Below are 23,520 nucleotides of genomic sequence, written 5' to 3' on the forward strand. Positions count from 1 at the left end.
AGGCGCCGTGGGATTCCCCGGGGCGCGACGGACATGAGAAACCCCTCGGCGGGCCCGGATCCGGGCCCGCCGAGGGGATTTCCGCCTCAGGCGGTCGGCGTGCTGTCGGAGGTCTCCTGGCCGGGCCCGTCGACGGTGGCCGAGGCGGTCGCCGACTCGGCCGGTCCGCTCGCGGAGTTGGAGGTCTCCGGTTCCGTCGTGGGGTCCGAGGGAGTGGGGTCCGTGGGGGTCGGGTCCGTGGGCGTCGGGTCCGTGGGGGTCGGCTCGGTGGTGGGAGGAGTGGTCGTCGGCTTCGTCGGCCGGCCCGTCGGGGACGGGTCCCCGGAGGTCGGCCCACTGCTGGGGCCGTCGCTGGACGGGGAGCCCGAGGACGGGCTCGCACCGGGCTCCGACGTCTCCGGGGAGGGGGTCGCGCTGCCGGACGGCGTGGCCTGGCCCGATGTGCCCGGGGAGGGGGAGCCGCCGCCGGCCGTGCCCTCCTCGGTGGCCGGATCGTCGGTCGGCTCGTCGGCGGGGATGCCGTTCTCGCCGTCGTCCTCGTCCGCCGACTGTTCGGTCGTGACGTTTTGTCCTTCCGGGTCCTCGCTGCCCGAGGTGGCTCCCAGGGTCACCACCGTGCCGAGCACCGCCGCCAGCAGCGCGCCCGCGCCCACCGCGACGAGGTTGCGCCGCGCGCCGCGCAGGACTCCCATGCGCCCCGCGGACGAACCGGCGGGCGGCGGGGCCTGATGGGTGATCAGGGTCGACGAGGTGTCGGTCAGCCGGGGGAAGAGCGGCTTGGCCGTCGGGGTGCCGCCGGACGGCGAGGCCGGCTCGTCGTGACGCGGGACCACCGGCACGTCGTCGCCCAGGAAGGTGCCGATCACCGGTTCGCCGGAGCGGTCCGCGACGAGGGCGAGCGCCCGGCGCCCGGCCACCGCGCCGGCCTTGTCGGCGAGCGCCCCGCGCATGCCCACGGACGTCTCCAGCTCCGCACGGGCCCGGTCGAGGTGGCCGGTGCAGAGCGCGAGGACACCCAGCTCGTGGTGGAAGTACGCCTCCTCCGCGACCTCGCCCGCGATCCGTGCGGCCTCCTGTCCGGTTCTGAGCGTCTTCTCCCAGGCGCCCCACTGCATCCCCGCGGCGAACGCCGGAGCGGCGCTGCGGGCCAGCAGGACGGCCGCGCTGGCCTGTCCGGCCGCCTCGCCCGGGACCAGACGGGTCATCGAGGCGAGCAGGGCGTCCGCCTCGGCGACCGCGCGTTCCGGGGTGACGGAGGGATGCCCCGCCCACCAGGCGTAGTGCTGGGCGGCGCTGCGGGCGTGCGCCTCCGCGCTCTCGTCGTAGCCGTTCGCCTCCAGCTGGGTCAGGACACCGGCGGCCAGCCGGTAGCGGGGGCCCGCCGGGGAGAGCAGACCGCTCAGGGCGAGTTCGCCCAGGGCGGCGTCGGCGTGGGTGTCCCCCACGAGCGCCGGCAGGTGCGCCTGGTGCGGCACCTCGCCGCCGAGGGCCACGGCGAAGCGCAGGGTCTCGCGGGCGGCCTCGCTCAGCCGCGAGGCGAGCAGGGCGGCGGGCGCCGCGCCCTCGCCGAGGCTGGGCAGCGGGGGGACGGCCGGCTCGGTCCGGCCGAAGGGCGCGTCGCCCGGTTCGTCGTCGTAGCCGTCGGAGGCGTCCTGGCCGGCGCGCAGGTCGTCACGCTGGCGCAGCAGGGCACCCGCCTGCACGAAGCGCAGCGGCAGCCCCTCCGACTCGAACCAGAGGTCTCCCGCCCAGTTCGCCTCCTCGTCCGTGAGCGCGCGTTCCACGACGTGCTCCATGAGCTCGATCGATGCGCTGCGGCCGAGACCCGCGAGGAAGACCTCCTCGAGGCTCGCGTCGGCCGCGGGTGACGGTACGTCGGGGGTCGTGGCGAACAGGAACGCGCACTCCGGGGTGGCGTCCAGCAGCTCCTGGAGCGCGGCACCGCCCAGCTCCAGGTCGTCGACGACGACGACGGCACCGACACCGTGCACGAGCGCGAGGAGACCCTCGCGGTCGGGGCGGTGGAGCGGAGCGCTGTAGACGGCCTCGAACAGCCCGTACAGCAGCTCCGTGGCGGTCCGCTTGTATCCGGAGAGGCGTACGACCCCGTCGGGGGCCAGGTCCGCGCAGTCGGCCGCCACGGCGTCCAGCAGGGCCGTGCGGCCGGACCCGGCGGGTCCGGTGAGGCACACCGAGCGGCCGCGGGCGAGCAGCCGTTCCAGCCGTTCGCGCTCGTCCTGGCGTTCCAGCAGGGGCATCTGCGGCGCGGGCGGCCCCGCGGGGACGGGGGGCGCGGCGGCACGCTCGCGCTCCACGCGCCGGGCGGCGGTGTGCCGTACGGGCGCGTCGGGCCGCTCGCCCGGGCGGCAGGGTTCGATCTCGCTGCCGTCGACCGGATTGACCGTGAGCAGGAAGTCGCCCGATATCAGCCGCACGGTGCGCGACTGCTGCGGTGTCTGGTGCCCGAAGTCGGGCGTCAACGGGTCGCGGGACTGACGTCTCCGCGCCCCGTCGTCACCGGAATGGTCGTTGCCGTACTCTTCCGGTCCCCGGTTGGTCGGGTCCATCGTCAAAGTCCCCCAGACGCGCAGCGCGCTGTTGCCCTTCCGGCCTCACACGCCCCGCTGTCGCTTCCGGTCCGGTGTCCGCCAGTGGGTTCTCGTCTATCGGCAGACGGCCGAACCCTAAACCTTCGCACAGTATCTACGAACGGGCGGGGGGCCGCGCCGCCCCTGACATCACGTTCTCGTGAGGATTGTGCGTGTATCGCCCCTCGGGGGACGCACGCGGGGCCCGTACGGGGCGGATCTAGACGCGTGGCAGGGAGTCCACGGCGAGCCCGCCCTCGATGGCCAGGATCCGGTGCAGTCGCGTCGCCACGAGCAGACGCTGCATCTGCGGCGGGACACCGCGCAGCACCAGCCGCCGGCGGCCCGGCCGGCTCTGCGGTGCGCGCCCATGATGACGCCGAGTCCGGTGGCGTCCCACGAGTCGAGCTCGGTGAGGTTCAGCACGAGATCGCCGGCGCCGTCGTCGACGGCCGAATGCAGGACGGTACGGGCGTCCGCCGCGCTTCGGACGTCGAGGCGGCCCCCGACGACCAGCTCGGCGTGGTCGCCCCTGATGTGCATATGCGCTCCCCGGAAGTGCTCCGCAGCAAGGTCTGTCTGCCTGTTTTCGCTTTCTGTCCCTGTCACAACTGACTGCAGCGGCGACAGGTAGGTTGCCGTCTGTAAGCGAACCGATACCGAATTCACCCCGAGGGGTGAAGCAGGTCCGCCGGTCCCCGTCGGATCCGTGCGCCGGACGGCGCCGGACCCCGGTTCCCCGGGGTCTGATTGACGGCGCATCAGACGGCCCGGGGCCCCGGTCGTGATCAGTAGGTGTAGAAACCCTGCCCGCTCTTGCGCCCGATGTCACCTGCATCGACCATCCGGCGCATCAGCTCCGGGGCGGCGAACTTCTCGTCCTGGGATTCGGTGTAGATGTTGCCGGTGGCGTGCAGGAGGATGTCGACGCCGGTCATGTCCGCCGTGGCGAGCGGGCCCATGGCGTGACCGAAGCCCAGCTTGCAGGCGGTGTCGATGTCCTCGGCCGAGGCGACGCCCGACTCGTACAGCTTGGCCGCCTCGACGACCAGCGCCGAGATCAGCCGGGTGGTGACGAAGCCCGCGACGTCACGGTTGACGACGATGCAGGTCTTACCCACGGACTCGGCGAACTCCCTTGCGGTGGCCAGGGTTTCGTCGCTGGTCTTGTACCCGCGCACCAGCTCGCAGAGCTGCATCATCGGGACCGGCGAGAAGAAGTGCACACCGACGACCCGCTCCGGGTGCTCCGTCACGGCCGCGATCTTGGTGATCGGGATGGCGGAGGTGTTGGAGGCGAGGACGGCGTCCTCCCGTACGACCTTGTCGAGGGTCCGGAAGATCTCGTGCTTGACCTCGAGCTTCTCGAAGACGGCCTCGACGACGACGTCCGCGTCGGCCACGGCGTCCAGGTCGGTGGTCGTGGTGATCCGGGTGAGCGCGGCCTCGGCGTCGGCCGCCTCCAGCCTGCCCTTGGCGACGAACTTGCCGTAACTGGCCTCGATGCCGGCACGCCCGCGGGCCAGGGCCTCGTCGGTGACATCACGCAGCACGACGTCCCAGCCCGCCTGGGCGGAGACCTGCGCGATACCGGACCCCATGAGTCCGGCGCCGATGACGGCGAGCTTCCTGGCCACGATCCGCACCCCAATCCTCTCGGTTCTTCACATGCTCTCCGGCGGAGATTAGTACCCGTGAGGGCCCGTGAGGCCTCGAAGAGATGCGCGTCACGTCTCACATGACGGACATCACACCGTCCGCCGTCACGCGGCGGCGTGCCGCGCGTAGTTGAGGACCTTCTCGCCGCGGAGGTCCTCCGTGTCGTCGAGCAGGACGGGTGCGTCGCGCGCGACCTCGTCCGGAGCACGCCCCGCGGCCCCGCCCTACCCGGCTGTGACGGTGGGCACGCGTGTCCTCCGCGGGGCCGGAGCGTAACTACGCTGGCCCCATGGTGAATCTGACGCGCATCTACACCCGTACCGGCGACAAGGGCACCACCGCTCTCGGCGACATGAGCCGGACCGCCAAGACCGATCTGCGGATCTCCGCCTACGCCGACGCCAACGAGGCCAACGCCGTGATCGGTACGGCCGTAGCGCTCGGGAACCTCTCCGAGGACGTCGTGAAGGTCCTCGTCCGTGTGCAGAACGACCTCTTCGACGTGGGCGGGGACCTGTCCACGCCGGTGGTGGAGGACCCGGAGTACCCGCCGCTGCGGGTGGAGCAGTCCTACGTCGACAAGCTGGAGGCGGACTGCGACACCTTCCTGGAGGAGCTGGAGAAGCTCCGCAGCTTCATCCTTCCGGGCGGCACCCCCGGGGCGGCGCTGCTGCACCAGGCCTGCACGGTCGTCCGGCGGGCCGAGCGGTCCACCTGGGCGGCGCTGGAGGTCCACGGGGACGTGATGAACGCGCTGACGGCGACCTATCTGAACCGTCTCTCCGACCTTCTGTTCATCCTCGCCAGGACGGCGAACAAGGAGGTCGGGGACGTGCTGTGGGTGCCGGGCGGCGAGCGCTGATCAACGGCCCGCCCCGACCCGGTCCCCGGGCTCCCGCTTGGGGAAGAGCGTGTAGCCGCCGGCGACGACCAGGTTGATCCCGATCACCCAGAGCATCTTCTGCTGCCACATGTGCAGCGAGCCGGTGTCGCCGTCCCCGCCGACGTACCAGGCCGCCGCCTGGAGCAGGGCGATGGCCGTCACCGCGGCCACCGTCCAGCGGGCCGCGACGCGCCACTCGTGGGCGGCTCGGGCCATGCCGTACTTCGGGGGCTTCACCGGGGGCGGGCCGCCGGCGAAGCGGTGGGCGACCCGTGCGTCGACCCACTTGACGGTGGAGTGGCCGAGTCCGACGGTGAAGCCGATGCAGACGGCGGCGAGACCGTGCCTCAGGCCGGGCTCGGCGCCGTTCTTCAGGTCGACGGCCGTCACCACGAGCAGCACGACCTCCAGCAGGGGCTCGCACAGCAGGACGGCCGCGCCCAGCCGGGGCTTCCTCGCGACGTACCGCAGCGCGAGTCCGGCGGCCAGCAGCACCCAGAAGCCGACCTCGCAGAGCACGATCAGTGTGACGATCACGGTCCTTCTCCTCCCGGTCCCCTCCAGGTTCCCGTCCGGGCGCCGCGGGATCGTCGTCGGCAGTGACGAATCGTGACTGCATCCTTCGATGTAGCCGGACCTCACCCCGCGTACGGACGTGCCGTGGCACACCGCCGTGTTGGATGGGAGGGTGTTCTCCGTCGCGCGCCCGCACCGTCACGACGTACTGCTCGCGGTCATCGGACTGTCGGGTGGTGTGTTCCTGTGGCTGGTGGGCATCCACATCCAGAACGGCCGCCTCTTCGACGCCCCCTGGGTGTCCCTGCTGCCCCTCGCCGCCATGTCGGCCCTGGAGCTGCTGCGGCGCAGCGTCCCGTGCACCGCGCTGGCGGTGGGCACACTGGCACTGGTCGCCGATCAGTTCACCGTGGGCAGCCTGGCGACCCTGCTGATGTACACCGACCTCGTGTACGCCGCGGTGCTGTACGGCTCCCCCACCGCGTCCCGCCGCATCCCGGTGATCACCCTGCTCGTCACGGTCGCCGCGACGATGGGCTTCGTTGCCTGGGCCCCGTCGGCGGACGCCCTGCTCATCGGCATCGTCACGGGGATGGTCCTCTTCGGGCCCGCGCTCACCGGCGCCAGTGTGCGCAACCACCGGGACGCCGCCGACGCGGCCCGGCTGCGCGCCGACCAGACCGCGCTGCTGGCGGAGATGGACCGGGTCCAGGCGGTGACCGCGGAGCGGTCACGGATGGCGCGCGAGCTGCACGACATGGTCGCCAACCATCTCTCCGCGATCGCCATCCACTCCACGGCGGCGCTCTCCATCGACGAACCGGGCACCTCCCGGGAAGCCCTCGGGGTGATCCGGCAGAACAGTGTCGACGGGCTGACGGAGATGCGGCGGCTGATCGGGCTCCTGCGGGACAGCGGCGCGTCCGGTCCGCCGAGCGCCGCCCCTACCCTCGGTTCCCTGGACGCCCTGGTGGAGCAGGCCGGAGCGAACTCCGCGTCCAGCGGGCTCACCGTCATCCTGGTCGACGGACGCGAGGTGTCGGGGCCGCTGCCGGCGCCGGTCGAGCTGGCGGCGTACCGCATCGTCCAGGAGTCGCTGACGAACGCGCTGAAGCATGCGGCGCCCGGCCCGGTGACCGTCCGGCTGGAGCGGTCGCGGACGGCACTCACGGTGGAGGTGAGCAGCGTGTTCGGCGACCGCCCCGGGCCCCGCGCACCCGGTTCGGGGGCCGGCCTGGTGGGGATGCGGGAACGGGTGGCGCTGCTGGGCGGGACGATCGGGGCGGGGCCCGGGCCCCGGGGTGACGGCGCGAGGATCTGGCTGGTGCGGGCCGAACTGCCCGTCGAGGAGAGGACATGACGGGGATGACGATCCGGGTACTGGTCGCGGAGGACCAGTCGGCGGTGCGCGCGGGGCTGGTGCTGATCCTGAGGAGCGCCCCGGACATCGAGGTGGTGGGCGAGGCCCCGGACGGTGAGGCCGCCGTGCGTCTGGCGCGTGAACTGCGCCCGGATCTGGTCCTGATGGATGTGCAGATGCCCCGGCTGGACGGGGTGTCGGCGACACGGCAGGTCGTGGCGGAGCGGCTGGCGGACGTGCTGGTGCTGACGACCTTCGACCTGGACGAGTACGTCTTCGGCGCGCTGCGCGCGGGTGCGTCGGGTTTCCTGCTGAAGAACACGGAGGCGAGGGATCTCCTCGACGCCGTACGCACGGTGGCACGCGGTGAGGGCCTGATCGCTCCGGCCGTGACGCGGCGGCTCATCGAGGAGTTCGCATCGGCCTCCCCCGGGCACGGCCCGGCCGCACCCGCCCCCGGGGCCCTCGGCACGTTGACGCGCAGGGAGCGCGAGGTGCTGGGATGCCTCGGCCAGGGACTGTCCAACATGGAGATCGCCGAACGGCTCTCGATGGCCGAGGCGACGGTGAAGACGCACGTCAGCAGGCTCCTCGGGAAGCTGGAGCTGCGCAGCAGGGCGCAAGCCGCGGTGCTGGCCCAGCAGTTGGGTCTTCGGCCCGGGACGTGAATCTTTGGTCTGGACCTCTTGACGATTGGTCCAGACCTTCCTAATCTCACCGGACACGCTGCGGTGAGTGAGCCATGACAAGGCACGCTCAGGGCGACGCAGGGTTCGCAGGTTACGGATCATCCCCCGTTTGCCGGACCTCACCCGAGGAGCACCGTTGAGCACTCACAACCCCGTACGCCTCACCCGACTCAGATGGAGACGCGGAGCGGGCACAGCCCCCAGGTCCAGGACGGTCGCGGGCCTCACCGCGCTGCTGCTCCCCCTGGCCGCGATGGTCGGGCTGGCCTCCCCGGCCGAGGCCGCCACCTCCGCCACGGCCTCCTACGTCAAGAAGACCGACTGGGGCACCGGCTTCGAGGGGCAGTGGACGGTCAAGAACACCGGCACCACCGCACTCTCCTCCTGGACGATCGAGTGGGACTTCCCCTCCGGCACCGCGGTCGGCTCCGCCTGGGACGCCTCCGTCACGAGCTCCGGGAACCACTGGACCGCGAAGAACCTCGGATGGAACGGCACGGTCGCCCCCGGCGCCAGCATCAGCTTCGGCTTCAACGGCACCGGCTCCGGCTCGCCCTCCGGCTGCAAGCTGAACGGCGCCTCCTGTGACGGCGGCAGCGTGCCCGGCGACAACCCCCCGTCCAAGCCCGGCACCCCGACCGCGAGCAACGTGACGGACACCTCGGCGAAGATCAGCTGGACCGCCGCCACCGACGACAAGGGCGTCAAGAACTACGACGTCCTGCGCGACGGCGCCAAGGTCGCGACGGTCACCACGACGACGTACACCGACAGCGGGCTCACCAAGGGCACCGACTACTCGTACACCGTGCAGGCCCGTGACACCGCCGATCAGACCGGTCCGGTCAGCGCCTCGGTCGCCGTCCGCACCACCGGGACCACCGACCCGGGCAACCCGGGCACCGGGGACAAGATCAACCTGGGCTACTTCACCGAGTGGGGCGTCTACGGGCGCAACTACCACGTCAAGAACCTCGTGACCTCCGGCTCCGCCGCGAAGATCACGCACATCAACTACGCCTTCGGCAACGTCCAGAACGGCAAGTGCACCATCGGCGACTCCTACGCCGACTACGACAAGGCCTACACCGCGGACCAGTCGGTCGACGGTGTCGCGGACACCTGGGACCAGCCGCTGCGCGGCAACTTCAACCAGCTGCGCAAGCTGAAGGCCAAGTACCCGCACATCAAGGTCCTCTGGTCGTTCGGCGGCTGGACCTGGTCCGGCGGCTTCCCGCAGGCCGCCCAGAACCCGGCCGCCTTCGCCCAGTCCTGCTACGACCTGGTCGAGGACCCCCGCTGGGCCGACGTCTTCGACGGCATCGACATCGACTGGGAGTACCCCAACGCCTGCGGTCTCACCTGTGACACCAGCGGCCCGGCCGCACTGAAGAACGTCGCCTCCGCCCTGCGGACGAAGTTCGGCACCGGCAACCTGGTCACCGCCGCGATCACCGCGGACGGCTCGACGGGCGGCAAGATCGACGCGGCCGACTACGCCGGCGCCGCGCAGTCCATGAACTGGTACAACGTGATGACGTACGACTTCTTCGGCGCCTTCGCACCGAAGGGCCCGACGGCCCCGCACTCACCGCTGACCTCGTACTCCGGCATCCCGCAGGAGGGCTTCAACTCCGCCGCCGCCATCGCCAAGCTGAAGGCCCAGGGCGTCCCGGCCTCCAAGCTGCTCCTCGGCATCGGCTTCTACGGCCGCGGCTGGACCGGGGTCACCCAGTCCGCTCCGGGCGGCACGGCCACCGGCGCGGCCCCGGGCACCTACGAGGCCGGCAACGAGGACTACAAGGTCCTGAAGAACACCTGCCCCGCCACCGGAACGATCGCCGGCACCGCGTACGCGCACTGCGGCACGAACTGGTGGAGCTACGACACCCCGGCGACGATCACGTCCAAGATGGCCTGGGCGAACAGCCAGGGACTGGGCGGTGCGTTCTTCTGGGAGTTCAGTGGCGACACCGCCAACGGTGAGCTCGTGACCGCGATGGACAACGGCCTCAACTAGCCGCACGAGGCAGTCGCACCCCCGGAAAAGCGCCGGGGAGACAGGTCCGCCCCCTGTCTCCCCGGTTTTCGCACGTTCTGCGGGCCTCTCAGGCCACGTTCACCCTCTGGCCGGGCGGTGCCGCCTCCAGCCAGGCGAGGAAGCCCGTCAGGGCGTCCTCGCTCATCGCCAGCTCCAGGCGCGTCCCACGGTGGAGACAGCCGAGCACGACGGAATCGGACAGGAGCGCCAGCTCCTCCTCGCCCTCGGGCAGCCGGCGGGCGACGACCTCGATGGCGGAGCGTTCCAGACCACGACGGGGACGGGGCGAGTAGGAGAAGACCCGGAACCAGTCGACCCGGTCGCCGCTGTACCGCGCGACCCCGTACACCCAGCCCTTGCCCGAGGGATCAGGCTCCTCGGACACGTCCCAGCGCAGACTGCAGTCGAAGGTTCCGCCGGAGCGCTGGATCAGCCGCCTGCGGAGGCCGAAGACGAAAAGACCCACCGCGACCAGTACGACGACCAGACCGCCCACCCACAACGCGAGGACCATCTCCACCGACCTCCTCGCATCGTCGAGTAAACGGATACCGAACCGAGCCGAACCGGACTGCACCTGCATCGCCTCAGCCGCGACACGGTCTGGATCTCTCCAGCACGGGCCGCGGCTGAGTCAGAAACTCCTCGTGGGGACGCTCAGTGCGCCGCCACCGCACGCAGTCGCACGTCCGCGCGGCGCTCGGCGCCCGCGTCCGTGTCCGACTTCGCACGCTCCAGCGCACGCTCGGCGCGCTGGACGTCGATCTCGTCGGCAAGCTCGGCGATCTCAGCCAGCAACGAGAGCTTGTTGTCCGCGAACGAGATGAAACCGCCGTGCACAGCGGCGACAACCGTCCCGCCGCCGCTCGTACGGATCGTCACGGGGCCCGATTCCAGCACACCCAGGAGCGGCTGGTGACCGGGCATGACGCCGATGTCGCCGGACGTGGTACGTGCGACAACGAGGGTGGCCTCGCCGGACCAGACACTGCGGTCCGCGGCGACCAGCTCGACATGCAGCTCAGCAGCCAAGGGTGGCTCCTCGGGTCACCACCCGGCGGTCGTGCCGGGTGTCGTTTCAATTCTACGGGGCGTGGTGAGGGGGGCGGGACACACCCACCCCCCTCGGTGAGCCGGAGGCTCAGGAGACGCCGAGCTCCTTGGCGTTGGACTTGAGGTCCTCGATGCCACCGCACATGAAGAACGCCTGCTCGGGGAAGTGGTCGTACTCCCCGTCACAGATCGCGTTGAACGCGGCGATCGACTCGTCGAGCGGGACGTCCGAACCGTCCAGGCCGGTGAACTGCTTGGCGGCGTGGGTGTTCTGCGACAGGAAGCGCTCGACGCGACGGGCACGGTGGACAACGAGCTTGTCCTCCTCGCCCAGCTCGTCGATACCGAGGATCGCGATGATGTCCTGGAGGTCCTTGTACTTCTGCAGGATCCCCTTGACGCGGCTGGCCGTGTCGTAGTGGTCCTGCGCGATGTAGCGCGGGTCCAGGATGCGGGACGTGGAGTCCAGCGGGTCCACGGCCGGGTAGATGCCCTTCTCGGAGATCGGACGGGAGAGAACCGTCGTCGCGTCGAGGTGGGCGAACGTGGTGGCCGGGGCCGGGTCGGTCAGGTCGTCCGCGGGGACGTAGATCGCCTGCATCGAGGTGATCGAGTGACCACGCGTCGAGGTGATGCGCTCCTGGAGCACACCCATCTCGTCGGCCAGGGTCGGCTGGTAACCCACTGCGGACGGCATGCGGCCGAGCAGCGTGGAGACCTCGGAGCCGGCCTGCGTGAAGCGGAAGATGTTGTCGATGAAGAGCAGCACGTCCTGCTTCTGCACATCGCGGAAGTACTCCGCCATGGTCAGGGCGGACAGCGCGACCCGCAGACGGGTGCCCGGCGGCTCGTCCATCTGGCCGAAGACCAGCGCGGTCTTCTCCAGGACGCCCGAGTCGGTCATCTCGTCGATGAGGTCGTTGCCCTCACGGGTGCGCTCGCCGACACCGGCGAACACCGACACACCGTCGTGCAGCTTCGCCACACGCATGATCATTTCCTGGATGAGGACCGTCTTGCCGACGCCCGCACCACCGAACAGACCGATCTTGCCGCCCTTGACGTACGGGGTCAGCAGGTCGACGACCTTCAGGCCGGTCTCGAACATCTCGGTCTTGGACTCGAGCTGGTCGAAGGCCGGGGCCTTGCGGTGGATCGGCCAGCGCTCGGTGATCTGCGCCTCGGCCTCCGGCTCGTTCAGGATCTGACCGAGGGTGTTGAACACCTTGCCCTTGGTGATGTCACCGACCGGGACGGTGATGCCCGTGCCCGTGTCGGTCACCGGGGCCTGGCGGACCACGCCGTCGGTGGGCTGCATCGAGATCGCGCGGACCATGCCGTCACCCAGGTGCTGGGCGACTTCCAGGGTCAGCGTCTTACGGGCGCCGGCCTCGGCCGGGTCGTCGACCTCGATGTGCAGGGCGTTGTAGATCTCCGGCATCGCGTCGACGGGGAACTCCACGTCGACGACCGGGCCGATGACCCGGGCGACGCGGCCCGTGGCAGCGGCCGTCTCAACTGTCGTCGTCATTACTTGTCACTCCCCGCGGACGCGTCGGCCAGCGCACCTGCACCGCCGACGATCTCGCTGATTTCCTGGGTGATTTCGGCCTGGCGGGCCGCGTTGGCAAGCCGGGAGAGGCTCTTGATCAGATCCCCGGCGTTGTCGGTCGCCGACTTCATCGCACGACGGCGGGCGGCGTGCTCGGAAGCGGCGGCCTGCAGCAGTGCGTTGTAGATACGGCTCTCGACGTAGCGCGGCAGAAGGGCGTCGAGGACGTCCTCCGCCGACGGCTCGAACTCGAACAGCGGAAGGATCTCGCCCTTCTCGGTGCTCTCCTCCTCGCCCTTGTCGAGCGACAGCGGCAGCATCCGCCCGTCGACCGCGTTCTGCGTCATCATCGACACGAACTCGGTGAAGACGATGTGCAGCTCGTCGACGCCACCCTCGGCCGTGTCCTTCTGGATGGACGCGATCAGGGGCTCGGCGATCTTCTTGGCATCCGAGTACTCGGGGCTGTCGGTGAAGCCCGTCCACGACTCCGAGACCTTGCGCTCACGGAAGCCGTAGTACGCGACACCCTTGCGGCCGACGATGTACGTGTCGACCTCCTTGCCCTCGGCCGCCAGCCGCTCCCGGAGCCGCTCCGCAGCCTTGATGGCGTTGGAGGAGTAGCCGCCGGCCAGACCGCGGTCGCTCGTGAGGAGCAGGACCGCGGCCCGGGCCGGAGCCTGGGCCTCGGTGGTGAGCGGATGGTTGGTGTTCGAGCCGGTCGCGACCGCGGTCACCGCACGGGTGAGCTCGGTCGCGTACGGCATCGACGCCGCCACCTTGCGCTGCGCCTTGACGATGCGCGAGGCGGCGATCATCTCCATCGCCTTGGTGATCTTCTTGGTCGCGGTGACGGCTTGGATGCGGCGCTTGTAAACGCGAAGCTGAGCGCCCATCGATCAGCCCTCGCCCAGGAGCTTGCCGTCCGAGGTCTCGAACTGCTGCTTGAAGGCGGCGATCGCGTCGGCGATCGACTGCAGCGTGTCGTCGGACATCTTGCCGCCCTCGGCGATGCTGGTCAGGAGGTCCTTGCGCTCGCGGCGCAGGTTCTCGAGCAGCTCGCTCTCGAAGCGGCGGATGTCCTCGACCGGGACGTCGTCCATCTTGCCCGTGGTGCCGGCCCAGACGGAGACGACCTGCTCCTCCATCGGGAACGGGGCGTACTGCGGCTGCTTCAGCAGCTCGACCATGCGCTTACCGCGCTCCAGCGACGCCTTGGAGGCCGCGTCCAGGTCGGAACCGAAGGCGGCGAACGCCTCCAGCTCACGGAACTGGGCGAGGTCCACACGCAGTCGGCCGGAAACCTGCTTCATGGCCTTGTGCTGGGCGGAGCCACCGACTCGGGAGACCGAGATACCGACGTTGAGCGCCGGACGCTGACCCGCGTTGAACAGGTCGGACTCCAGGAAGCACTGGCCGTCGGTGATGGAGATGACGTTGGTCGGGATGAACGCCGACACGTCGTTCGCCTTGGTCTCGACGATCGGGAGGCCCGTCATCGAACCGGCGCCCATCTCGTCGGAGAGCTTGGCGCAGCGCTCCAGCAGACGCGAGTGCAGGTAGAAGACGTCGCCCGGGTAGGCCTCACGGCCCGGCGGACGGCGCAGCAGAAGCGACACGGCGCGGTAGGCGTCGGCCTGCTTCGACAGGTCGTCGAAGATGATGAGGACGTGCTTGCCGTCGTACATCCAGTGCTGGCCGATGGCCGAGCCGGTGTACGGCGCCAGGTACTTGAAGCCGGCCGGGTCGGACGCCGGGGCGGCGACGATGGTCGTGTACTCGAGCGCACCGGCCTCTTCGAGGGCACCGCGCACGGAGGCGATGGTGGAGCCCTTCTGACCGATGGCGACGTAGATGCAGCGCACCTGCTTGTTCACGTCGCCCGAGCGCCAGTTGTCGCGCTGGTTGATGATCGTGTCGACGGCCAGAGCGGTCTTACCCGTCTGACGGTCACCGATGATCAGCTGACGCTGGCCGCGGCCGATCGGCACCATGGCGTCGACGGCCTTGTAGCCGGTCTGCATCGGCTCGTGCACCGACTTGCGGACCATGACGCCAGGGGCCTGCAGCTCGAGGGCGCGACGGCCTTCGGTCGCGATCTCGCCGAGACCGTCGATCGGGTTGCCGAGCGGGTCGACGACGCGGCCGAGGTAGCCCTCGCCGACGCCGACGGAGAGCACCTCACCGGTGCGCTGCACCGGCTGGCCCTCCTCGATTCCGCTGAACTCGCCGAGGACGATCGCACCGATCTCGCGCTCCTCGAGGTTGAGGGCGAGACCGAGGGTGCCGTCCTCGAACTTCAGCAGCTCGTTCGCCATGGCGGAGGGCAGGCCCTCCACCTTCGCGATGCCGTCGCCGGCAACGCTGACCGTCCCGACCTCCTCGCGCGAGGCCGCGTCCGGCTGGTACGACTGGACAAAGTTATCCAGTGCGTCCCGGATCTCCTCCGGCCGGATCGTAAGCTCCGCCATCTGGGGTTCCCTGCTCTCCTTGTTGGGCCCGAAGTTTCTCAAAGGGGTCTGGGGGCGACCCCCAGGAATCTTCTGCAATTTCTGCACGGCCCAACCGGGCCGCAATTCTTGCTCGTTCAGTTCGTGCGGTGTGGGCGCTGCGCGCTGTCAGCCGGCCATCCTGCGGGTGACCTCTTCGAGGCGCTCCGCGATCGTGCCGTTGATGACCTCGTCACCGACGCGCACCGAGATCCCGCCGAGGACCTCGGGGTCCACGTCCAGGTTCAGGTGCATCTGCCGGCCGTAGATCTTCGCCAGCGCGGCGCCGAGGCGCTGCTTCTGGCGATCGGACAGCGGCACCGCCGAGGTGACGACGGCGACCATACGGTCCCGGCGCTCCGCGGCGAGCCTGGACAGGGAGTCGAGTCCCGACTCCAGGCTACGTCCTCGGGGCTGCGTCACGAGGCGCGTGATCACGCGCTCGGTGACAGGCTGGGCCTTGCCGCCGAGCAGGCTGCGGAGCAGCTCGCTCTTGGCCGAGCCCGTGGCCGACTTGCTGGTCAGGGCGGACCGCAGTGCGACGTCGGAGGAGACGATCCGGCCGAACCGGAACAGCTCGTCCTCGACGTCGTCGAGCACACCCGCGCGCTGGGCAGCGGTGAGGTCGGCGGTGTTCGCCAGCTCCTCGGCCGCGTCGACCAGGTCACGCGACTGCGACCAGCGGGAACGGACCATGCCGGAGACCAGGTCCACGGCCTCGCCGCCCACCTGTCCGCCCAGCAGCCGTCCGGCCAGCTCGGCCTTGGCCTCGCCGCCCTGCGACGGGTCGGTGAGGACCCGGCGCAGCGATACCTCGCGGTGGAGCAGCGCGGTGACGGCTGCCAGCTCCTCGGCGAGCTTCGCCGCGTCGACCGACGTGGAGTCGGTCAGTGCGTCGAGGCGCTCGCGTGCGGCGGCCAGCGCCTCGCGGCTCGCTCCATTCATCGGACGGCCTCGGCCTTCGCCTCGAGCTCGTCGAGGAACCGGTCGACGGTGCCGCTCTGCCGGGCGTGGTCCTCGAGGGACTCGCCGACGAGCTTGCCGGCCAGGGCGGTGGCGAGACTGCCCACGTCCTGGCGCAGCGCGGACGCCGCGGCCTTGCGGTCGGCCTCGATCTGGGCGTGGCCGGCCGCGATGATCTCCTCGCGCTGCCGCTGACCTTCCGCCCTCATCTCCTGGATGATGACGGCACCCTGCTCCTGCGCCTCCTGGCGCAGACGGGCGGCCTCGTGGCGGGCCTCGGCGAGCTGAGCCTTGTACTGCTCAAGAACGCTCTGGGCCTCGGTCTGGGCCGCATCGGCCTTCTCGATACCGCCTTCGATGGCCTCGCGGCGCTCTTCCAGAACCTTGTTGATGTTCGGGAGGAGCTTCTTCGCGAGGAAACCGAAGACGATGGCGAAGGCGATGAGGCCGATGACGATCTCAGGAACCGCCGGGAGCAGCGGGTTCTGGATCTCTCCCTCGGACGCCAGCTGTAGGGCGTTCACATCAATGCCTTTCGTCGCTTCGGGCAGTTGGGATGCCGCGAATTAGTCGACCGGGTAGACGAAGGGCATGACGAGACCGATCAGGGCGAGCGCCTCACAGAGCACGAAGCCGAGGATCTGGTTCGAGCGGATCAGGCCGGCAGCTTCGGGCTGACGGGCCAGCGCCTGGGTGCCGTTACCGAAGATGATGCCGACGCCGACGCCGGGGCCGATCGCGGCGAGGCCGTAGCCGATGGAACCGAGGTTGCCCGTGATGTTGACGGCGGCGAGGGTCTCAAGAGCGGACATGCCGTTTCTTCCTTCTCTTTCAGAACCGGTGGGGGTTGGCCACCGGACGACTATCGGGGGTGGAGCTGGGCTGCGTCAGTGGTGCTCGGCGAGAGCGCCCTGAATGTAGTTGCAGGCCAGAAGGACGAACACGTAGGCCTGCAGCGCCTGGATGAACAGTTCGAAGGCGGTCATCAGGATGACCATCACGAAGGAGACACCGGCGTAGGCGATGCCGATGCCGTTCAGCAGGTACCAGCTGGCGATCGTGAAGATCAGCAGCAGGACGTGACCGGCGAACATGTTGGCGAAGAGTCGCACGGCGTGCGTGAAGGGCCGGATCAGCAGGTTCGACATGATCTCGATGACCATGACGAAGGGAAGGGCCGGGCCGATCGACGGGTCGTAGCCGGAGATGTTCTTCCAGCCGCCGACGAAGCCGTGCCGCTTGAAGGTCAGGCTGACCCAGAGCACGTACACGATCACGGCCAGCGCCACCGGGAATCCGATGACCGAGACCACCGGGAACTGGGCGAAGGGAATGATCGCCCAGAGGTTCATGATCCAGATGAAGAAGAACAGCGAGACCATGAGGGGCACGTACTTCTTGCCCTCGCGCTTGCCGAGCGTCTCGTACACCACACCGGTGCGGATGAAGTCGTAACCCGCCTCGGCGACCATCTGGAGCTTTCCGGGCACCAGCTTCGGCTTGTTGAAAGCCGCCCAGAAGAAGCCGACGACGACAACGGTGCTCAGGACCGCCAGCAGCATCGGCTTGTTGATCTCGATGCCGCCGACGGTGAACATCGGCTCGAAAACAAAGGAGTGCAGGCCAGGAGCCGGGAAGCCGCATCCGTCGAAGATGTGGCAGTCGGTCTCGAAGGCGAGCACCGTCGTCGGGTCAGCACTCACCGCGGGCTCCTTCAGCGTGGCGCATAGGTACGGCAACCTCGTTGTGTCGGCGCGGCAAGCAGCCGCTGGTCGGCACTGGACTGGTGTTACGGATGGGGGGCGGCTCAGGCATTACGCCTCGCGATGGAGCAGGCGCCGATTTTGATGCCCGCGCCCGCAGTGCCGCAGTTGGCACCGGACGATAGCAGGGTCTCGAACGCGCGCTTATCCCGGCCCTACCCCTCACGTCGAAGACCCCGTGTTCTCGGGCGTCTTGCCCGCGGAAGAGTCCGGCTCGACGTAAAGAATCTTGGTCTTCATGTGCACGCGGATCTGCGCCGCGACCCAGGTGAGGGTGGCGACCATCACCGCGGCGGCGAAGGCCCGGGGGTTGAACAGCGTCGTGTCCTTGAAGGCGGCGACGAAGACGAAGAGCAGCAGCAGTTCGGTCGTGTACAGCACCAGCCCCATGGCCTGGAACAGATGCGGCAGTGACTTCGCCGTGCGCTGCAGGACGCCGAGTCCGATCCCCATGAAGAGGATCACCACCAGCGTCCCGGCCGCTGCGCCGATCGCTCCCTTGCCGCCGGCGAGCGCAGCGCTGACGGCAACGGTGACGACACCGACGGCAGCAGTGGGCACGGCGGTGTGGAGGAGAGTCCGGGCGTCGTTGGACGGCATGGCGGTTACTCCGCGTTGCAGGGGGTGGTCGGTGTTCGTCAGGGACGAGCGTAGGCCCGGTCCGAGTCGATGCTTCGGGCCAATGGACCGTGCTACTCAGGTCCTTCGGCTTCCTCACCGGGCTTCGTGAACGCTATCACAAACTATTTGATGAGGTCTTTACTCAGAAAGTGTGCCAGCTGTCACACATGAGAGTTACCTCGCGCGTGTGTGCAGAACATCACGACGCATTGTCTGGTATGGGGACTTCTGTACCGCACGGTCAACGCGACGAGTCGGCACGGTCCCGATCCGTGAAGCGCGAACGGGGGCCGATCGCGGTCGCTCCGTTGACGCCGGAGACACCCACGGGCACGGAGGCCCGTTCCGGTGCCGGGGAGGCCATGTGCGAGCCGTCGGAGCGCTGTTGGCCCCGGGAGGTGACGTCACCGGCGTCCACGGACTCCTCGCGGGCGGCTCGCCGCCGCCGGTATCGCGGTGGCACGAAGGCTTCGGCCCAGCGCGGGGCACGCGGGGTGAAGCGGGGCATGAGCAGCAGGACGAGGCCCACGGCGCTGAGCCCCACGATCACCAGCACGATCCACAGCGACGCGGAGTGCACGGAGTAGCCGACGGCTCCGAAGGCGATCAGGGCCGACCAGAAGTACATGATCAGCACGGACCTGCTGTGCGAGTGCCCGATCTCCAGCAGCCGGTGGTGCAGGTGGCCGCGGTCGGCGGCGAACGGCGACTGGCCGTTCCAGGTGCGGCGCACGATGGCCAGCACCAGGTCGGCGGCCGGGATCGCGATGATCGTCAGCGGCAGCAGCAGCGGGATGAAGACCGGGAGCATCGCGTGGGTCGCCTGGCGCTCGCTGCCCTCGAAGAGCTTCATCGCGTCCGGGTCGACCTGGCCGGTGACGGAGATCGCCCCGGCGGCCAGCACGAGGCCGATCAGCATCGAGCCGGAGTCGCCCATGAAGATCCGGGCGGGGTGCATGTTGTGCGGCAGGAAGCCGAGGCACATGCCCATCAGGATCGCGGCGAAGAGGGTCGCGGGGGCCGCCGCCTCGATCCCGTACCCGTACCAGAGCCGGTAGGTGTAGAGGAAGAACGCCGCCGACGCGATGCAGACCATGCCCGCCGCGAGACCGTCCAGGCCGTCGACGAAGTTGACCGCGTTGATGGTGATCACGACGAGCGCGACCGTGAGCAGCGTGCCCTGCCACTGGGTGAGTGCCACGGTGCCCACGCCGGGGATGGGCAGCCAGAGGATCGTCAGACCCTGGATGACCATGACCGCGGCCGCGATCATCTGCCCGCCCAGTTTGATCAGCGCGTCGATCTCGAACTTGTCGTCCAGGACGCCGATCAGCCAGATCAGGGCGGCGCCCGACAGCAGCGCCCTCGGTTCGTTGGAGAGTTCGAACACGCTGTTCAGGTTGAACAGGTGGTCCGCGACGATCAGTCCCGCACACAGCCCGCCGAACATGGCGATGCCACCGAGCCGAGGTGTCGGTTCCCGGTGTACGTCACGCGCACGGATCGCGGGCATCGCCCCGATCGCGATGGCGAACTTCCGCACCGGCCCGGTCAGCAGATAGGTAACCGCTGCCGTGACACAGAGCGTCAGCAGGTAATCACGCACGGGCTGCCCCACAGAATTCGCCGGCCATCTCAGCCCCACACCCTAGTCTCATCAGCAAGGACAACGAGCCACGGGTAATGGTTCCCCATGGCTCGGCTACCCCGGATACGGCGGATTGTGCTCGGCCAGTCCGCGCACCTCGGCGCGCAGCCGGCCGGCGTCGCCCTCCTCCCGCACCGCCGCCCCGAACAGCGCGGCGATCCTCTGCATGTCGTCCTCGTCCATGCCCTGCGTGGTGACGGCCGCGGTTCCGAGCCGGATGCCGCGTGCGTCCCCGTACGGCAGGGCGCATGTGTCCAGGACCATACCGGCGGCCATGAGCCGCTCGCGGGCGGTGCGGGCGTCCACGCCCAGCGGGGCGGGGTCCACGACGACGATGTGGGTGTCCGTACCGCCCGTGGTGATCTCGAAGCCCTCGGACTCCAGGGCGGCCGCCAGGACCCGGGCGTGCGCGACGACCCGGTGCGCGTAGACGGCGAAGGCCGGGGTCGCCGCCTCACCGAAGGCGACGGCCTTCGCCGCGACGGTGTGCATCTGGGCACCGCCCTGGGTGAAGGGGAACACCGCCCGGTCGATCCGCTCCGACAGTTCGACGCCGCACAGGATCATGCCGCCGCGCGGGCCGCGCAGGACCTTGTGCGTCGTCGCGCACACGACGTCGGCGTACGGGACCGGGCTGGGCGCCGCTCCTCCGGCGATCAGTCCCATCGGATGGGCGGCGTCCGCGATCAGATACGCGCCGACCTCGTCGGCGATCGCCCGGAACTGCTCGTAGTCGGGGTGCCGGGGGTACGAGATCGAACCGCAGACGATCGCCTTGGGACGTCTGGCCCTCGCCAGGGCCCGCACCTGTGCGTAGTCGATGAGCCCGCTGTCGGGATCGACGCCGTAGCCGGCGAACTCGAACCAGCGTCCGGAGAAGTTGCCCGGAGCCCCGTGGGTCAGGTGCCCGCCGTACGGGAGACCCATGGCGAGCACCGTGTCACCGGGGCGCAGCAGCGCGGCGTAGGCGGCCAGGACCGCCGAGGAACCTGAGTGGGGCTGGACGTTGGCGTGCTCGGCGCCGAACAGCGACATGGCCCGCCGGACCGCGGCGCGTTCCGCGGCGTCGGCCTGTTCGCAGCCGCCGTGGTGACGGGCACCGGGGTAGCCCTCGGCGTACTTGTTGGCGAGCGGGGAGCCGAGGGCGGCCAGGACCGCGGGCGAGGTGAAGTTCTCGGCGGCGATGAGCTGGAGGGTGCTCGCCTGCCGGCCGGCCTCGGCCAGCAGGATGCCGCTGATCTCCGGATCCTGCCGGACCAGGGCGGCGAAGTCCTGGGGCAGGGCCCCGGCGGACGGGACGGACGGTGGCGCGGCTTCACGTGCGGCTGGAGTGGTGACCGGCATCGAGGGCTCCGGGCCTGGAGGAGGGGTGCGTGACGTCAGATCCAATGTAGGTCCGCCCCGGGCCTCCTGCCCGCTGCCGGGCGCCCCTCTACGCCGGTCGGCGCACCCCCGGTGCACGCGCGGGGGCCGTCGGCGGTTCAGCGCTGGGCGTGCACCCCGGTCAGCGCCGTCATCACGGGATCGAGCGCCTGGCTGATCTCGTCGCCGACGGAGCGGAAGAAGGTGATCGGAGCGCCGTACGGGTCGTAGACCTCGTCCGCCTCCGCGGTGGGGGCCAGCAGCCAGCCGCGCAGGGCGGCCGCGGCGCGCACCAGCGCGCGGGCGCGCTCGACGACGCCCTCCTCGCGGGCGTCGGGCAGCGTGGCGGGGTCTATGGCCCGCACCAGCCGGGTGAACTCCTTGAGCGTGAAGGTCCGCAGTCCCGCCGAGTGGCCCATGGAGATCACCTGGGCGCGGTGGTCCCGGGTGGCGGTGAGGACCAGGTCGGCGCGGATGACGTGCTCGTCGAGGAGCTCCCTGCCGACGAAGCCGGTGGCGTCGGCACCGAAGTCGGCGAGGACGACCTCGGCGTTGGCCTCCATGGGCGCGCCCTCGTGCCCCCAGGTGCCCGCGCTCTCCACGATGAGGCCGCCGCTGAGCGGGTCCCCGAGGCGGTCCACGAGGGCATGGCGGGTCAGCCGCTCGGTGATGGGCGAGCGGCAGACGTTGCCGGTGCTGACGTGGAGGATGCGGAAAGTGTCGTGCCGCCCCGCTATGCCACGCCCCTCAGGGGCGGTCAATTGGCCACCTCGAGGTCGGGTACCACCTTGCGGAGTTCCTCGACCGAGATCGCGCCCGCGCGCAGCAGGAGCGGGATCCTGCCGGTGACGTCGACGATCGAGGACGGCACGATCCCGGGGGTCGAGCCGCCGTCGAGGTAGACGGAGACGCTGTCGCCGAGCATCTCCTGGGCGGCGTCGCAGGTCTCGGGCGAGGGGTGTCCGGTGAGGTTGGCGCTGGAGACGGCCATCGGGCCGACCTCCGTGAGGAGCTCGATGGCGACCGGGTGCAGGGGCATCCGGACGGCGACTGTGCCCCGGGTGTCGCCGAGGTCCCACTGGAGCGACGGCTGGTGCTTGGCGACGAGCGTGAGGGCGCCGGGCCAGAACGCGTCGACGAGCTCCCAGGCCTGCTCGGAGAAGTCGGTGACCAGGCCGTGCAGGGTGTTCGGGGAGCCGATCAGGACGGGGGTCGGCATGTTGCGGCCGCGGCCCTTGGCGTCGAGGAGATCGGCCACGCCCTCCGAGCTGAAGGCGTCCGCACCGATCCCGTACACGGTGTCGGTGGGCAGCACGACCAGTTCGCCGCGGCGGACGGCGGACGCGGCTTCACGCAGGCCGGTCGTACGGTCGGTCGCGTCGTTGCAGTCGTATCGCCGTGCCATCAGCCGGCCTCCTCGGACATGTACGGGTATGACGGGTGGGGATCGTGCGGTGCCGGCGCCCCGGTGGTCACGGCATGGCCTTGCGGGCCGTCGCGAACCGGGGCCGGTTGTTCAGGTCGGGGTGGTCGGCCGCGTCGGCCCAGCCCCGTTCCTCGGTGAAGATCCACGGCACCTGGCCGCCCTGGGTGTCGGCGTGCTCGATGACGACGAGCCCGCCGGGGCGGAGCAGACGGTGCGCGGTGCGTTCGATGCCGCGGATGGTGTCGAGGCCGTCCTCGCCGGAGAACAACGCCATCTGCGGGTCGTGGTCACGGGCCTCCGGCGCCACGTACTCCCACTCGGTGAGCGGGATGTAGGGCGGGTTGGAGATCACCAGGTCGACCTGGCCGTCGAGCTCGGGAAGGGCGCTCAGGGCGTCCCCGCGGTGCACGGTGACCCTGGACCCCTCGGCGTTCTTCCGGGTCCACCTCAGGGCGTCCTCGGACAGCTCCACGGCGTGCACACGCGAGCGCGGCACCTCCTGCGCCATGGCGAGCGCGATCGCGCCCGACCCGGTGCAGAGGTCGACGATCAGCGGCTCGACGACGTCCATCGCGCGGACGGCGTCTATCGCCCAGCCGACGACCGACTCGGTCTCCGGGCGGGGGACGAAGACACCGGGGCCGACCTGGAGCTCCAGGTAGCGGAAGAAGGCGCGGCCGGTGATGTGCTGGAGCGGTTCGCGGGCCTCACGGCGGGCGATCGTCTCCCAGTAGCGGGCGTCGAAGTCGGCGTCCGGCACGTTGTGCAGCGCGCCCCGCTTGACCCCGTGCACGAACGCCGCGAGTTCCTCGGCGTCGAATCGCGGTGAGGGGACACCGGCGTCGGCCAGCCGCTGGGTGGCCTGGGCCACCTCGGCGAGCAGCAGGTTCATCGCGGTTCTCCGTAC

At 70.1% G+C, this 23,520-nt stretch carries 22 protein-coding genes and 1 pseudogene; 4 read left to right on the forward strand and 19 right to left on the reverse strand.

Translation table 11 applies throughout. The annotated features are described in order from the left end of the window. Positions 1-86: 86 nt before the first annotated feature. The 3 genes and pseudogenes from P8A20_RS11295 to P8A20_RS11305 all read right to left on the reverse strand — a co-directional run bounded on the left by P8A20_RS11295 (position 87) and on the right by P8A20_RS11305 (position 4,225). Positions 87-2,567 carry an ATP-binding protein gene (locus P8A20_RS11295; protein ID WP_306103439.1) on the reverse strand — a complete coding sequence of 827 codons (2,481 nt, stop codon included), beginning with the start codon at positions 2,565-2,567 and terminating at the stop codon, positions 87-89. Between the two features lie 241 nt (positions 2,568-2,808). Further along, positions 2,809-3,131: pseudogene (locus P8A20_RS11300) on the reverse strand (STAS domain-containing protein). Between the two features lie 245 nt (positions 3,132-3,376). Next, on the reverse strand, positions 3,377-4,225 hold the full coding sequence (locus P8A20_RS11305) for a 3-hydroxyacyl-CoA dehydrogenase family protein (protein WP_147959526.1): 849 nt from the start codon (positions 4,223-4,225) through the stop codon (positions 3,377-3,379). Between the two features lie 311 nt (positions 4,226-4,536). Here P8A20_RS11305 and P8A20_RS11315 point away from each other — a divergent pair, with 311 nt between their 5' ends. Next, a complete protein-coding gene (locus P8A20_RS11315; protein ID WP_306103440.1) occupies positions 4,537-5,109 on the forward strand; it encodes a cob(I)yrinic acid a,c-diamide adenosyltransferase in 573 nt (190 codons plus the stop codon). On the opposite strand, the gene P8A20_RS11320 is transcribed toward P8A20_RS11315, so the two are convergent. Further along, entirely contained in the window at positions 5,110-5,667 is a 558-nt protein-coding gene (locus P8A20_RS11320; RefSeq protein WP_306103441.1) for a hypothetical protein, read from the reverse strand. Positions 5,668-5,818: 151 nt separating this feature from the next. Between P8A20_RS11320 and P8A20_RS11325 the strand changes: the two genes are divergently transcribed. From P8A20_RS11325 to P8A20_RS11335, 3 genes are all read left to right on the forward strand, one after another. Then, on the forward strand, positions 5,819-7,006 hold the full coding sequence (locus P8A20_RS11325) for a sensor histidine kinase (RefSeq protein ID WP_147959524.1): 1,188 nt from the start codon (positions 5,819-5,821) through the stop codon (positions 7,004-7,006). A 5-nt stretch (positions 7,007-7,011) separates the two neighbouring features. Then, the gene (locus P8A20_RS11330; protein ID WP_147960450.1) at positions 7,012-7,674 is read left to right on the forward strand and encodes a response regulator; all 663 of its coding nucleotides are present in this window, start codon (positions 7,012-7,014) and stop codon (positions 7,672-7,674) included. Between the two features lie 157 nt (positions 7,675-7,831). Then, positions 7,832-9,715: a glycoside hydrolase family 18 chitinase gene (locus tag P8A20_RS11335; protein WP_147959523.1), complete on the forward strand. Its 1,884-nt coding sequence runs from the start codon at positions 7,832-7,834 to the stop codon at positions 9,713-9,715. 88 nt (positions 9,716-9,803) lie between these two features. Here the strand turns inward: P8A20_RS11335 and P8A20_RS11340 are convergent, their stop codons facing one another. From P8A20_RS11340 to prmC, 15 genes are all read right to left on the reverse strand, one after another. Next, positions 9,804-10,250, reverse strand: a complete 447-nt coding sequence (locus P8A20_RS11340; protein ID WP_014154045.1) for a DUF2550 domain-containing protein — start codon at positions 10,248-10,250, stop codon at positions 9,804-9,806. A 143-nt stretch (positions 10,251-10,393) separates the two neighbouring features. Next, a complete protein-coding gene (locus P8A20_RS11345; protein ID WP_147959522.1) occupies positions 10,394-10,768 on the reverse strand; it encodes a F0F1 ATP synthase subunit epsilon in 375 nt (124 codons plus the stop codon). A 109-nt stretch (positions 10,769-10,877) separates the two neighbouring features. Continuing rightward, positions 10,878-12,320: a F0F1 ATP synthase subunit beta gene (gene atpD / locus P8A20_RS11350; protein WP_147959521.1), complete on the reverse strand. Its 1,443-nt coding sequence runs from the start codon at positions 12,318-12,320 to the stop codon at positions 10,878-10,880. Further along, positions 12,320-13,237 carry a F0F1 ATP synthase subunit gamma gene (locus P8A20_RS11355; protein WP_147959520.1) on the reverse strand — a complete coding sequence of 306 codons (918 nt, stop codon included), beginning with the start codon at positions 13,235-13,237 and terminating at the stop codon, positions 12,320-12,322. The genes atpD and P8A20_RS11355 overlap by 1 nt, the downstream gene beginning before the upstream one ends. 3 nt (positions 13,238-13,240) lie before the next feature. After that, positions 13,241-14,812, reverse strand: a complete 1,572-nt coding sequence (atpA, locus tag P8A20_RS11360; RefSeq protein ID WP_147959519.1) for a F0F1 ATP synthase subunit alpha — start codon at positions 14,810-14,812, stop codon at positions 13,241-13,243. Between the two features lie 147 nt (positions 14,813-14,959). After that, entirely contained in the window at positions 14,960-15,775 is an 816-nt protein-coding gene (locus P8A20_RS11365) for a F0F1 ATP synthase subunit delta (protein WP_147959518.1), read from the reverse strand. Continuing rightward, complete coding sequence (locus tag P8A20_RS11370) at positions 15,772-16,317, reverse strand: F0F1 ATP synthase subunit B (RefSeq protein WP_014154051.1); 546 nt, start codon at positions 16,315-16,317, stop codon at positions 15,772-15,774. Before P8A20_RS11370 ends, P8A20_RS11365 begins: the two co-directional genes overlap by 4 nt. 42 nt (positions 16,318-16,359) lie before the next feature. Continuing rightward, a complete protein-coding gene (gene atpE / locus P8A20_RS11375; RefSeq protein ID WP_014048348.1) occupies positions 16,360-16,605 on the reverse strand; it encodes an ATP synthase F0 subunit C in 246 nt (81 codons plus the stop codon). 75 nt (positions 16,606-16,680) lie between these two features. Beyond that, a complete protein-coding gene (gene atpB / locus P8A20_RS11380) occupies positions 16,681-17,496 on the reverse strand; it encodes a F0F1 ATP synthase subunit A (RefSeq protein WP_147959517.1) in 816 nt (271 codons plus the stop codon). A 222-nt stretch (positions 17,497-17,718) separates the two neighbouring features. Further along, on the reverse strand, positions 17,719-18,156 hold the full coding sequence (locus P8A20_RS11385) for a Cg1360 family ATP-synthase-associated protein (protein ID WP_014154053.1): 438 nt from the start codon (positions 18,154-18,156) through the stop codon (positions 17,719-17,721). Between the two features lie 262 nt (positions 18,157-18,418). Beyond that, a complete protein-coding gene (locus P8A20_RS11390) occupies positions 18,419-19,795 on the reverse strand; it encodes an MraY family glycosyltransferase (protein WP_187282146.1) in 1,377 nt (458 codons plus the stop codon). Between the two features lie 84 nt (positions 19,796-19,879). Continuing rightward, on the reverse strand, positions 19,880-21,169 hold the full coding sequence (gene glyA, locus P8A20_RS11395; RefSeq protein WP_147959515.1) for a serine hydroxymethyltransferase: 1,290 nt from the start codon (positions 21,167-21,169) through the stop codon (positions 19,880-19,882). A 137-nt stretch (positions 21,170-21,306) separates the two neighbouring features. Then, on the reverse strand, positions 21,307-21,948 hold the full coding sequence (locus P8A20_RS11400; protein WP_147959514.1) for an arsenate reductase/protein-tyrosine-phosphatase family protein: 642 nt from the start codon (positions 21,946-21,948) through the stop codon (positions 21,307-21,309). Then, positions 21,945-22,592 (reverse strand): L-threonylcarbamoyladenylate synthase, encoded by a 648-nt coding sequence (locus P8A20_RS11405; protein WP_147959513.1) that lies wholly within the window; start codon positions 22,590-22,592, stop codon positions 21,945-21,947. Before P8A20_RS11405 ends, P8A20_RS11400 begins: the two co-directional genes overlap by 4 nt. 67 nt (positions 22,593-22,659) lie before the next feature. Beyond that, on the reverse strand, positions 22,660-23,505 hold the full coding sequence (gene prmC, locus P8A20_RS11410; protein WP_147959512.1) for a peptide chain release factor N(5)-glutamine methyltransferase: 846 nt from the start codon (positions 23,503-23,505) through the stop codon (positions 22,660-22,662). Positions 23,506-23,520: the final 15 nt, after the last annotated feature.

The sequence above is a fragment of the Streptomyces sp. Alt3 genome, assembly GCF_030719215.1.
GTDB classification, from domain to species: domain Bacteria; phylum Actinomycetota; class Actinomycetes; order Streptomycetales; family Streptomycetaceae; genus Streptomyces; species Streptomyces glycanivorans.